General features: G+C 36.0%; 10 protein-coding genes. 2 read left to right on the top strand and 8 right to left on the bottom strand.

The window, feature by feature from the left end; all coding sequences use genetic code 11:
* Positions 1-23: 23 nt before the first annotated feature.
* The 4 genes from BP17_RS05615 to BP17_RS05600 all read right to left on the bottom strand — a co-directional run bounded on the left by BP17_RS05615 (position 24) and on the right by BP17_RS05600 (position 5,463).
* A complete protein-coding gene (locus tag BP17_RS05615) occupies positions 24-1,712 on the bottom strand; it encodes an alpha-glucosidase (protein ID WP_035052482.1) in 1,689 nt (562 codons plus the stop codon).
* 127 nt (positions 1,713-1,839) lie between these two features.
* Positions 1,840-3,540 carry a glycoside hydrolase family 13 protein gene (locus BP17_RS05610; protein WP_035052480.1) on the bottom strand — a complete coding sequence of 567 codons (1,701 nt, stop codon included), beginning with the start codon at positions 3,538-3,540 and terminating at the stop codon, positions 1,840-1,842.
* 273 nt (positions 3,541-3,813) lie between these two features.
* On the bottom strand, positions 3,814-4,767 hold the full coding sequence (locus tag BP17_RS05605) for a LacI family DNA-binding transcriptional regulator (RefSeq protein WP_035052478.1): 954 nt from the start codon (positions 4,765-4,767) through the stop codon (positions 3,814-3,816).
* Between the two features lie 237 nt (positions 4,768-5,004).
* Positions 5,005-5,463, bottom strand: coding sequence for a Fur family transcriptional regulator (locus BP17_RS05600; RefSeq protein WP_035052477.1), 459 nt, complete (start codon positions 5,461-5,463; stop codon positions 5,005-5,007).
* A 205-nt stretch (positions 5,464-5,668) separates the two neighbouring features.
* Between BP17_RS05600 and BP17_RS05595 the strand changes: the two genes are divergently transcribed.
* Together BP17_RS05595 and BP17_RS05590 are read left to right on the top strand one after the other, a co-directional pair.
* A complete protein-coding gene (locus BP17_RS05595; protein ID WP_035052475.1) occupies positions 5,669-6,961 on the top strand; it encodes a glutamate-1-semialdehyde 2,1-aminomutase in 1,293 nt (430 codons plus the stop codon).
* Positions 6,962-7,086: 125 nt separating this feature from the next.
* Positions 7,087-8,184, top strand: coding sequence for an FUSC family protein (locus BP17_RS05590; protein ID WP_035052473.1), 1,098 nt, complete (start codon positions 7,087-7,089; stop codon positions 8,182-8,184).
* Positions 8,185-8,288: 104 nt separating this feature from the next.
* Here BP17_RS05590 and BP17_RS05585 read toward each other — a convergent pair whose 3' ends face one another.
* The 4 genes from BP17_RS05585 to recX form a co-directional block, all read right to left on the bottom strand.
* Positions 8,289-9,137 (bottom strand): hypothetical protein, encoded by an 849-nt coding sequence (locus BP17_RS05585; protein WP_232219605.1) that lies wholly within the window; start codon positions 9,135-9,137, stop codon positions 8,289-8,291.
* Between the two features lie 196 nt (positions 9,138-9,333).
* A complete protein-coding gene (gene ntdP / locus BP17_RS05580; protein ID WP_035052470.1) occupies positions 9,334-9,867 on the bottom strand; it encodes a nucleoside tri-diphosphate phosphatase in 534 nt (177 codons plus the stop codon).
* Between the two features lie 450 nt (positions 9,868-10,317).
* A complete protein-coding gene (gene mutY / locus BP17_RS05575) occupies positions 10,318-11,526 on the bottom strand; it encodes an A/G-specific adenine glycosylase (RefSeq protein WP_035052469.1) in 1,209 nt (402 codons plus the stop codon).
* Positions 11,523-12,374 carry a recombination regulator RecX gene (recX, locus tag BP17_RS05570; RefSeq protein ID WP_051910466.1) on the bottom strand — a complete coding sequence of 284 codons (852 nt, stop codon included), beginning with the start codon at positions 12,372-12,374 and terminating at the stop codon, positions 11,523-11,525. Before recX ends, mutY begins: the two co-directional genes overlap by 4 nt.
* Positions 12,375-12,408 lie beyond the last annotated feature (34 nt).

Raw genomic sequence — 12,408 nt, 5'->3', positions numbered from 1 at the left:
GTCTACTTGTTCATAAGTGGTTTTCACATTAGAATAACCATTGCTCCATATGGACTCAAGGTCACGGTTTCCTTTTGCAAAGTGTTTCCTTGATTCGTCAATGCAACGGTATAAGGTTGATTGATCCAGCCTTTTATTGAAACCACTTGCGTTTTTTCCGATAGATTGCAACACACTAAAGCTTTAGCTGCTTCCCAATGACGCTCATAACAATAGGTTTCCAAACTTGTTGCCATTAGTTGTAACGCACCTTTTATAAATAAAGGTTCCTTTTTCAATTTTAATACTGCTCGATAGTAATGCAATACACTGGTTACATCTGTCTCTTGATCTAGCACATTATACTTTTCTTCGCGATTTACGCCACTCCATGGCAGATGAGCTGAAAATCCCGCATATTTTGTGTCATCCCATTGCATAACACCTCTACTAACGTCTTTGCTTCGTGCATTTAAGTGCTCCAAAGCAAATTCTTTTGAATGACCTAAATCGAGTGCCATTTGATAAAAAAGATCCGCTCCTGGCAAAGAAAAATTTTCAATCGCTTTGATCGTTAAATTTTTCATGCCTATTTCTTCGCCATTCAATAAAAAGGGAATGCCTTTTTGCAAATACATTAACGTCGCCAGCATCTTACTGCTGTTATCACGGTGGTGTTCATCATCGCCAAAACGTGAAACCGCTCGGGCCATATCATGATTATTCCAATACAATACCGGTCCGCCAACTTCAGCTAATTCTTTTTGCCATTCTGCCATTGTCAGTTTGAATTTTTTTAAATCTAGCTTACCATGCTGCCTATTTAAGGGCAGTCGTTTGTCTTTTAACTCTTCCGTTTCGGGAAAGTACCGAAACGTTATCACACTATCACATACCTTATTTATCGGGTCTGTATATTTTTTTGCTAATTCAACACTTGCAGACGCGGCTTCTCCAACCAAAAAAACAGTTGGATGATTTTTACGAACACGCTGATTGAACTCGTTCATGTAATCGATCACTTTTGGTAAATTAGCATAATAGTTCTCTGCCAAAACGATTTCACCTTTGTTTGCTGGGCTGACGTCAGGAAAACCACCTTCTTTGGCAACATGAATAAATGCATCTAATCTTAAAGCATCAATTCCTTTATCTAACCAAAACTCAGCACTATCAGCCATTGCCAAGCGTACTTCAGGGTTCTCCCAATTCAAATCCGGCATTTCCTTGGCAAATAAATGAAAATAGAAAGAATCACTCCTAGATTCTTTTTCCCAAACAGAACCGCCAAAAAATGAGCCCCAATTATTTGGTATTGATTGTCCGTGAACGGCTTCATGCCAGATATAGTAATCCCGATACCTATTCTCTGGACCTTTCAAAGCTTCTTGGAACCAAGGATGCTGATCAGACGTATGATTCAATACAAAATCCAACATGACTTTGATGCCCCGTTTATGCGCTTCTTCAATTAGTTTCTCCATATCCGCCATCGTGCCAAACAAATCATCAATAGCATAATAATTAGCCACATCGTAGCCATTATCGACCTGCGGAGAAACGAAAACAGGATTCAACCAAATCATATTTACTCCAAGGGATTGGATATAGTCCATCCGTTTAAGAATGCCTTTCAAATCACCAATACCATCATCATCTGTATCCTGAAAACTTTTAGGGTAGACTTGATACACAACTGCTTTTTCAAACCACTTGTCATGAATGGTACTCATACTATGCCACCTCGACTTCACTAAATTCCATTTCAACTATTAGTTTACCGAATTATGAAAACACTTACAATCAGAAATAAGCTGTTAGCGGTAACAGCTTATTTAATCAGTGGCTTATTTTTTATCCTTACTTAGAAACTTTGGTATCATGTAAAAAAACGACGGCTCCATATGGGGCCAAAGTAACTGCATCTTGATCAATTGTATTGCCCTCATTTTGTAACAGAATCTTCCAACCAGCTTTTGAAATGCCATCCTCTTGAATGTGCTCTTCGGTATCGGACAAATTACAACAGATGATTGCACGCTGACCTTCAAAATCTCTTTCATAGATGTATAACGCTTCTTTAGTCTCAGTCAATTTAAAAGAGCCTTCTCTAAATAGGGAAGATTTTTTCAATTTTAAAACCTCTTGGTAATACGCCAAAATACTGTTTGGGTCTCTTTGTTGATCCGCTACATTGTATTTTTCTTCTACGTTTAAAACACTCCATGGTTCGACTGTTGAAAAACCAGCAAATTTTGAAGCGTCCCACTGCATAGCTCCTCGGCTCACATCTCGTCCTGTGTGGTTTAATTCTTTCAAGATGTGTTCTTCAGAATACCCTAGTTGCTTGGCTTTTTCATAAAAAGGGATAGCCCCTGGTGTGTCAAATATATGATGGTCTGCACATTGTAAATTACGCATACCAATTTCTTCGCCATTAAAAATAAATGGGATGCCATGTTGTAGGTACATTAAAGTCGCTAACATTTTGCTGCTGTTGTCTCTATATTTTTCCACATTTCCAAAACGTGAAACGGCTCGGGGCATGTCATGATTGCTCCAATACAAAACAGGTCCACCGGTTGGGTTCATTTTCGTTTGCCAGTCAGTCATAACTTTTTTAAATGCTTTTCGATCTAATCGACTCGATTGCATGTTGAATGGCAGTCGTGGATCTTTCATCTGCTCGTCTTCTGGAAAAATCAAAAAGGAAACAATCGCATCGCACATATTGCTTTCAGGATCAGCATACTCAAAAGCAAGATCCACATCAGCTGAAGCAGCTTCACCTAAAATAAAAACGTCTTTTTTAACTTTTCGTAAATCCATGGTCAATTTTTGAACATAGTTTTTAATATTAGGTAAAAAAGCATTGATTTTTTGAGCAGAAACCAGTTCTCGACCTTCTTCCATTTCAATCGTCTGAAAGTCATCTAATTTATCCATATGAATAAACGCATCTAAGCGAAATCCATCAACCCCGTGATGCAACCAAAATTTTCCAATATCCAACATCGCTTTTTCAACTTCTGGATTGTCCCAATTTAAATCAGGCATTTCTTTTTTGAACAAATGAAAATAATATTGGTCTCCAACAGGTTCTTTTTCCCAAACAGAACCACCAAAAACGGCGACCCAGTTATTGGGTAAATGACCACCTTTTTTAGGATCTTCCCAAATATAGAAATCACGATATGGATTTTCTGGTCCTTTTAGCGCTTCTTGGAACCAAGGATGCTTATCAGACGTATGATTCACAACAAAATCAAAAATAACTTTCAAATCGCGTTTATGAGCTGCTGCAATCAATTCCTCGACATCTTCAATGGTTCCAAAAATTGGATCGATCGTATAATAATCGGATACATCATATCCATTATCTACTTGCGGTGAAGTGAAAATTGGGTTGAGCCAGATAGCTGTAGCACCTAATTGCTGAATATAATCTAAGCGAGAAATAATGCCTTTAAGATCCCCAATGCCATCTCCATTAGTATCTTTAAAACTTCTTGGATAAACTTGGTAAACGATTGCTTTTTTCCACCAATCTTGTTCTTCCATGAGTATCGCTCCTTCATCATTTTTAAACGCTAGTTACCGTTATTGTATGTAAACTATGAACAGATTGCTACTTTTACGATTGCAATTTATTTTTTTTACATAGAACGCCTTAACCAACAGCCGAATTCATTTTTTGTTAATTAAAATCTACATCCTTGAAGTCCGAAAGAAACTAATTTTTTTTAAAATTAGCTTTCAAAAAAAATACTCCCGCTTATTTTCATAAGAGGAAGTATTTTTGTAACCATCAAATTGATGCTTGTGCACGAATTTTTACCGCTGCGTTGTTGTTCCCCTAGCAATTAGTTCAGGAGTGAACAATAGTTCTCCTTGTGGGGCATTCTTTTGTTCAATTTTATTCAATACCATCTTCGCGCAAGCTTCACCCATTTGGACAACCGGTTGCTTTACGGTTGTTAGTTGCGGAAAAGCAATTTGATCTAAAAAAACACCGTCATAGCCGATAATTCCAAAATCAGACGGAACCGTTCCTCCCATGTTGATAACCCCTCTTTGAATCCCAATTGCTAATCGATCAGAACTGCAAATAAAGAGCGTATTCGTTTTAAAGGTAGCCCAATTTTCTTTAATAAAATTTGCAGCATACCGCGAACGATTTTCAAAACGGTGGATTTCTGGTTCTCGTTTATTTATTTGGAGTGTTGCTATGTATCCATCCTCTCTTGAACATTCGAAAGGTTCTTTGATATCGATTCCAATAAAAATAATCTGCTCATAGCCTAAATCGATCCCAAATTGTGTCGCGTTCGCTACACCTTCCTTATTATTTGAATCCACAAAATCATATCCATGTCGATTTTCTCCAAATAATACGACTGGTTTTGTAGCACCACTTATCCATTCATAATCGCTTTCGCGCATTCCACAAATAATGTACCCATCACATGCCCCGATATCAAAGTTGTTTTTAGTTACTAGCTGCAAGGAATAATGCCGATTGTCTAATTCTTGTGCGATGCCCATCAATAAATTCATGTAATAAGGTTCAGTTGTATCCATTTCTTCAAGGATAAATAATTTGATGATTTGAGTACGGTTACTGACAAGTGCCTTTGCTGCAACATTTGGTCGGTAACTCAATTCTTCCATTGCTTCAAATACTAGTTCTTTCAATTCATCTGTCACTTGTTCAGGATGATTGATTACCCTAGATACCGTCATTTTTGATACGTTTGCTTTTTTTGCGACATCATTGAGCGTTGCCATGTAAGGTCACCTCTCTTTTATTTCGATTTTCTAACCCTTTTATAAATACACTCTTTCTTCTTTATAGTATACAGAATCTTTTTTTGTGTCAATCTTCTTTGATTCCAAATAAAAAGGCGTTATCATTTAGATCTTTTTTAAAACATCTTTGATTTAAAGTCACCAGTTAAAATAAGCAAGTGTAACTAGGACATTCGCCTCAGTTGCACTTGCTTATTTAAGTTTGTCACTTAATTTTTACGCTTCAGTTTGTGCTGCTTCCTCTTGTTTCAATTGGCATTCAGGACAAATCCCATAAATCTCCAATCGATGTCGTTTGACTTTAAACCCTGTTAAATTAGTTGTTACTACACCAATATCTTCTAAGCCTGGATAATACAAGTCTTCAATTCTCCCACAAAATTCACAAATAGCGTGGTAATGTTGGGTGGAAGTGAAATCAAATCGACTTGAAGCATCTCCATAATTCATTTCAACTACAAAGCCAATTTTAGTAAATAGCCGCAAATTATTATACACGGTTGCAGCACTCATGCTAGGAAATTGTTCTTCAAGCGCTTGATAAATTTCATCAGCAGTAGGGTGGTTATGATTTTCAATTAAATATTCTAAGATTCCCTGACGTTGTGGTGTAATACGAATATGAGCTCGCTTTAATTTTTCAATCGATTGGATGACTAAATGATTCGAAGACATACTATTCCTCCTTTCAAATCAAAGGCAATAATAAAAAAGTTGTACTATTAAATTATAATTGTCATTTGATAGTGATTATTATCTTATAATAACTTTTACGGACCGATTTTGCAAGTAATACTGCTTACTTGATAGAAAGATTGCACTTATAACTTAAGAGACTTACAATAGGAATGATTTTACTTTTTGAGGAGGAAATTATTTTATGTTAAACCATAGTCAAAGTGACCGATTAGCTAATGAAGCAAACAAAGTTATTGTAGGAGGGGTCAATAGTCCAAGTCGCTCTTTTAAAGGAGTCGGTGGAGGAAATCCTGTTACTATGGCTCGTGGAGATGGAGCTTATTTATATGATGTTGACGACAATCGCTATATCGATTATTTAGCAGCTTTTGGACCAATTATCACTGGATTTAATCATCCACATGTTGTAGAAGCTATCAAAAGAGCTGCAGATACAGGTGTTTTGTTTGGCACACCATCAGAGCATGAAATAACTTTTGCTAAAATGTTAACGGACGCTATTCCTTCAATGGACAAAGTTCGTTTCACCAATTCAGGAACTGAAGCCGTTATGACCACTGTTCGAGTCGCACGCGCGTATACAAAACGCGAATTGATTGTTAAATTTACTGGTCAATACCACGGCCATTTTGATTTGGTTTTGGTTGAAGCAGGTAGCGGCCCTGCTACTTTAGGAACCACAGATTCTGGTGGTGTAACAAAAGGAACCTCTAAAGAAGTGATCACCGTACCTTATAACGACGTCGAATCTTACAGAGCCGTTATGGAAAAATGGGGAGACCAAGTAGCGGGCGTTTTAGTTGAACCCATTGTTGGAAACTTTGGCATGGTAGCTCCAAAACCTGGCTTTTTAGAGGCTGTTAACGAAATTACACATAACTATGGCGCATTAGTCATCTATGACGAAGTGATTACCAATTTCCGTTTCCGATATGGAGCTGCACAAGATATGTTAGGTGTGATTCCTGATTTAACGGCCTTTGGTAAATCAATCGGTGGCGGCTTACCTATTGGTGCATATGGTGGACCATCCCAAATTATGGATACGGTTGCCCCTCTTGGACCTGCCTATCAAGCTGGTACAATGTCAGGTAACCCACTTTCCATGCAAGCCGGAATTGCTTGTTTAGAAGTTTTGCAAGAACCTGGCATATATGAAAGAATGGCTGATTTCGCTGTTCAATTAAAAGAAGCGTTACTTGGTGCAGGAAAAAAATATGCCATTCCAACAGTTGTGAATCAAATTGGTGGTTCCTTAACGGTCTACTTCTCTGATCATCCAATTGAGGATTACGCAGATGCAAAAAATACGAATACCGAACGTTTTGGATATTTTTTCAAAGCTATGCTAGATGAGGGAATCAATTTAGCTCCAAGTAAGTACGAAGCTTGGTTTTTAACCATTATGCATACTCAAAAAGATATTGATGAAACAAAACAAGCTATTGATAAAGCTTTTGCTAAATTAGTTTAAGAATTTAAATATTTGGGTACTATTGTCTTAATTTTCAAACTATTGACTATAAAATCTTTGCTTAATCATTCTAAGTAGCTTATCATAAAGGTACAACTATCAATCAAATGGAGTGAATTTATTTTATGAAAATTGGAGCAAGAACGCTCAAAACAGGAATTGCTGTGGCTCTTTCTTTAGCGATACCTGCGCTATTAAACTTCCCATCGGGCAGTGTTTTGGCTGCTATATCGGCAATTTTTGCGTTACAGCCTTCTGTCAAAAGATCGATCAATACTCTCAAAGATCGTATTATTGCCAATTTGATTGGTGCCTTTGTCGCAGTTGTTATTACTTTGACTTTAGGAAATCATTTTATCGTAATAGGGGTCGCAGCTGCCTTCTTGATTGCTATCTTAAATCAGTTAAATCTTAGTAGTGTGATTGGTTTGGCAACGGTAACGTTGATTGTTATCATGCAAACTACCGGAGACGATTTTATTCTCTATGCAACGATAAGGGTCATAGCTACTATTATGGGAGTTGTCATTGCTTTCCTAGTAAACACAACTTTATTCCCACCGAAGTATGAAGAAAAATTGTATCATGTGACAGACTATTCAACTACTGAAATCATGAAATTTCTACGTGCCAGCGTTCGGAAAAATAGCCAATATCCTGTTCTAAAAAAAGACTTAAAATGGATCAAATCTGAACTAAATCGAATGGATGTCTACTTGTCATTATTTAGAGATGAAGGAATGGTCACCAAGAAAAAAGATCGCGTTCAAAAAATGCGGAAAGTGGTTGTTTATCGGAAAATTATTGAAACTGCAAAAGAAGCTTATGATTTATCTTATACTTTTCATAAATATGAAAATTCATTTAACCATTTCCCGAAAGAACTGCGCATTTTGATCCGTGAACGTCTTGAGACTTTACTTACAGCTCATGAACAAATTTTGTTGAAGTTCAATGGGCGTGTTTCACCAGATAGTGTAAACTTCATTGCTTATAAAGCCCCGCTTAGAAAAGAATTTATGCAGTCGTTCTTTGATGAAGCTAGTTTAGAAGAATATATGCATGATGATTATGGACAAAGCAATGCAGTCATCCATATTATGTCTAGTATTTTGAAATATGAAGAACACTTGGAGCATTTGAATATTTTAGTTAGCAGTTTCAAAGGAAATGATTGGAATCAGGATACTGAAATTTCGAATATTGAGCACATCGAACAATAAAGAAAAAAATTCAGATCAGTAATTGAATGGAATTTATCAATACTAAAAATTATATAAACAAAAAAACAGTTGAGCAATTTTTGCTCAACTGTTTTTTTTCATTCTTAAAGTCCACTCGTTGTATCAACTTTTTGATTTAAGGCTTCTTCAAATGAGGTACTGTAAATTGCTGTTCCTTCCCCATTCAACGATTTACCATTTTCAGTTAAGGTATTTACTAATTCTAAACCATCTGTTTCCAGTTTTTCTAGGTAGCTTTTATGAAGATCAAAAACAAGCCATTCATTCTTTTCAACTGTCGATACCATTTCATTTAAATAAGACGTGTAATCAAGTGTTCTCGAGTTATTATTACCCTTTTCACTACTACTAGGATTAGGTGTTACAAAGACAACCAACACTTCAGGCAAAACATCTTTGATTGCAGCGTAATTCTGAGCTATATACTTACCTGAATCCTCTAAACTAATATCCAGTTCTTGATCAGCATAAGGCGTTAATTGAAAAAACACAACATCTGGATCCGTTGCTGCTAATTCTATTACTTTATTTTCACTTATCAATTGATAAGAATTATAGTCCGGGTAAGCTAAATGATTGCTCTTCATTGAACCGGCTACTTGTTTATTTATGTATTGTTCTGTTGTAGAGATCCATGATTCTTTTGGTGCTATATCCCCATAAAAACTAATGGAAATTTCTTCTTTCAGAGAACTGACGTACTTTAGATAGTCTAGTACTGATAAGTCTCCACGACTTTCTTCATAACTAGCAATTTTTTGAGAAGCATCTTCTTTGGTTTCTACTTCATCATTTTGATCCGTTTGTTCTGCAACTGTTACTAACTCTTGTTGCTGTTTTTTCGAGTAACTCATACCAAAAAAGACAACTCCTACAGCTAAAATAACTAGCAGAAAAACAGCAAATCCGCTTTTTTTCGACAACTTTCTCACTCCTCAGACTAATAATCATTTTTCACTCAAATGATTTCGTTTGTTATTCAATCCTTAATTATTTTACCATACATTCGCTAAAACTCACCAGTTTTTTTCATGACAATAGTAAAGAGGTCCCAATATTTTGGAACCTCTTTACTATTGTTATATCTATCCTGGAGAACTGACTTTCATCCTATCCAGCAGAAGCTCATTACTTATGTGATAACTGTTGATAGCGTTTATACCATAAGTCAACATAATCTTGTGAAAAGGGACCTTTTTCTTCATTGATCCAATCCACTAGAATTTTCACATTTTCTTTTAAAATATGGTCAATATCATCAGGATAATTCCACTTTTTGCTATGATCTTCATACTCATCTACATCCAATAAACGCTTTTCGCCATCTGGAAAGACTTTGATATCTAGGTCGTAATCTATATACTTCAAACCTTCTTCATCTAGTGCAAAAGGTGAAGCGAGATTACAATAGTAAGAAACACCATTATCTCTTATCATTGCAATGATATTGAACCAATAATGCTTATGAAAGTAAACGATCGCTGGTTCTCGAGTTAGCCATCTTCGACCATCCGATTCCGTTACAAGAGTATGATCATTTACTCCTATTAACGATTGATCACTTGTCTTAAGTACCATTGTATCTCTCCAAGTACGATGCAAGCTGCCATCATGTTTATAGCTTTGGATCGTGATGTATTCTCCTTCTTTTGGAATATGCATCTCTAACCCAACTTTCTTTTCTCGCATAGAAATTGCAAGAAATCAGCAAATAATAAACCAGAGAGTGAATGAACACTCGACTCGTATTTATTATATCACAACTCTTAATCTTTAGAGTATAAAACCAAATAAATAATAAAAAAAACAAGTTAAAAAAACTATTTTTTCAATCTATATTTTGATTTATCTTATCTATACTACCCAGTACTGATAAGTTAGGCGAATTGATTATTTTAAATTTCTGGAAGATTATGATTTCCATACTTCATGTACTATCTTTAATTTGCACAAGCAAACCCGCTTATTCAAAAATTTCTTGAAATACATGCTTTTTATTAACTACGCAATTTACCCGAATTGATTTGACGAATCAAAATTAATAAAAAAAAGCTCTTTTTTCAGTAGAATCTGAAAAAAGAGCTTTTACTTTTACTTTGCTTAGCCATTTGGCTATTTTTTAAATTTAGATAAATAACTTTGCCACATTTTAGTTTGAGGACCAGGAAATACATATTGATCAAAGTCTGATGGTTGTACCCAGTAACAGTTTTCAGGAATAGCTATTGGTTCTTCTAATCCCATTTGGCCATAATAGACAGCGACATACCATTTCAAATGACTAAAAATATGTTGGACCTCATCAAATGGGGCTTCCATTAGAGTAGGTTTGATCCCATACTTATTTTCAAGTTCATCCATAACTCTCGTCAGAACTTTCTCATCGTGGTCTTCATCCTCTGACTGAATCAAGGCCTCTTTTGCACTATCTTTTTCTTGAATCACTAATTCTTTTTCAATCAACGGAAAAGTCCACATATTAGCAAGTAAACCATTAGTTGGACGCTTTTCTAGCAAGAAAGCGCCATTAGCATTTTTGATAATAGTACCAACATAATAAACCGGTTTAGCCTTCTTCTTTTTACTTTTTACCGGATATTTCTCCCAGGTGCCATTTTGATACGATTGATTAAATTCTTTAATAGGGCTTAACTCTGGATGGTAATTTTTAGGCGTACAGAGGCTTGAGCCTAAATCCATAAAAGCTTGGTTAAAATCTCCTGGTTTATATGGATCGATCAGTTCTCTCATGATACCCTCAAAAATCTTACGATTTCCGGGTTTTGCAATATCGGCATCAATTTCAAATAAACGGCTTAAGACTCGCATCACATTTCCATCAACAGCTGGTTCTGGCAGACCAAACGCCATACTAGCGATTGCTCCGGTTGTATAAGGACCGATGCCTTTTAATTTGCTGATTTCTTTAGGATCAGTTGGCATTTTCCCATCATAATTCTCCATGATTTGCTGCGCTGCCGTTTGCATATTGCGCACGCGCGAATAATACCCTAAACCCTCCCAAGCCTTTAGCAATAAATCTTCATTTGCCTGTGCCAAAGCTTCGATTGTTGGAAAACTTCTCATGAAATTCAAGTAAAATGGAATGACCGTGTCTACCCTTGTTTGTTGCAACATAATCTCAGATACCCAAATACGATACGGATCATTATTTTTTCGCCAAGGCAATTCTCGTTTTTCTAGATCATACCAGCTTAAAAGTGTTTCTCTAAATCGTTCAATTTTTTCTTGGGGCCACATAGGTATACTAAAAACCAACGGCTGCTTTTGTTCGTCTAAATTTGATTCTATCTGTGTCATTCTTCTTCGTCTTCCATTTCTTTTTCATTAATGAATTGCGTGATCAACTCACCCGCAAAACCTTTTTGGAATAGCCCACTTTTAACCTTTTGAATCTTTTTAGCGCCTTTTAATTTGGATTGCTTACGCCAAATTTTATCGCCTTGCACTTTTAGTGCACTGTATTCATCATCGTCTTCTTTTTCTGTGGTGATTTGTTCAAGTACTTGAGTGATTACATCAGATTGAAAGCCCTTTTGCATCAAATTTTGGCGGATTTTATTGCTCGTTTCTCTAGATGATTGTCGTGTAGAACGTCGCATCACTTTTTCAGCTAGCGCCACACCATTTTCAACCATTTGATCAAATGGGTATTGCTCCATGGCTTCTTCAATTATTTCTTCATTAACTCCACGTTTTTTCAATTCTCTTTTTATCACGTAAGGCCCCTTTCCGCTAACATTTGCAGCGGTTCTTGTATAACTTTCAGCGTACATCAAATCATTTAAATAGCCTTGTTCTTTTAATTGTTCAACAACTTGATCAGCTGTCTCACGAGTAAATTCATGGGCGACCAAATCATCTTTGATTTCTTTTATTGAGCGCATCGAATAATTTAAATAAACGAGTGATCTTACATAAGCTTTACGGTACCCATCTTCAATTTCTAATTCTTGGCGATAGGTGTTTGAAATTTCCATTCCTTTATGCAAAATATGTTTAATTAAAATAGTTTCATCAACAGGAAAAGCATACTCTTCATCTAAATAAATATTGTAGCGTCCTTTTCTTTTTTGCGCTTCAATTTTTGTGATTTTAGGCAACGCTGATGTTGAAGAGTTTTTTTTACTATTTGGTTCATATATCATAGCCTCACACTCCTACTTCAGTTCCACTATTATA

It is taken from the genome of Carnobacterium pleistocenium FTR1, from assembly GCF_000744285.1.
Classification (GTDB): domain Bacteria; phylum Bacillota; class Bacilli; order Lactobacillales; family Carnobacteriaceae; genus Carnobacterium_B; species Carnobacterium_B pleistocenium.
This window is presented reverse-complemented; position numbering and strand designations above follow the sequence as displayed.

What these genes read in the sequence shown, in the direction of transcription:
- BP17_RS05615 (WP_035052482.1), bottom strand. Translation starts at nt 1,712, where the DNA reads ATGAGTACCATTCATGACAAGTGGTTTGAAAAAGCAGTTGTGTATCAA.
- BP17_RS05610 (WP_035052480.1), bottom strand. Translation starts at nt 3,540, where the DNA reads ATGGAAGAACAAGATTGGTGGAAAAAAGCAATCGTTTACCAAGTTTAT.
- BP17_RS05605 (WP_035052478.1), bottom strand. Translation starts at nt 4,767, where the DNA reads ATGGCAACGCTCAATGATGTCGCAAAAAAAGCAAACGTATCAAAAATG.
- BP17_RS05600 (WP_035052477.1), bottom strand. Translation starts at nt 5,463, where the DNA reads ATGTCTTCGAATCATTTAGTCATCCAATCGATTGAAAAATTAAAGCGA.
- BP17_RS05595 (WP_035052475.1), top strand. Translation starts at nt 5,669, where the DNA reads ATGTTAAACCATAGTCAAAGTGACCGATTAGCTAATGAAGCAAACAAA.
- BP17_RS05590 (WP_035052473.1), top strand. Translation starts at nt 7,087, where the DNA reads ATGAAAATTGGAGCAAGAACGCTCAAAACAGGAATTGCTGTGGCTCTT.
- ntdP (WP_035052470.1), bottom strand. Translation starts at nt 9,867, where the DNA reads ATGCATATTCCAAAAGAAGGAGAATACATCACGATCCAAAGCTATAAA.
- mutY (WP_035052469.1), bottom strand. Translation starts at nt 11,526, where the DNA reads ATGACACAGATAGAATCAAATTTAGACGAACAAAAGCAGCCGTTGGTT.
- recX (WP_051910466.1), bottom strand. Translation starts at nt 12,374, where the DNA reads ATGATATATGAACCAAATAGTAAAAAAAACTCTTCAACATCAGCGTTG.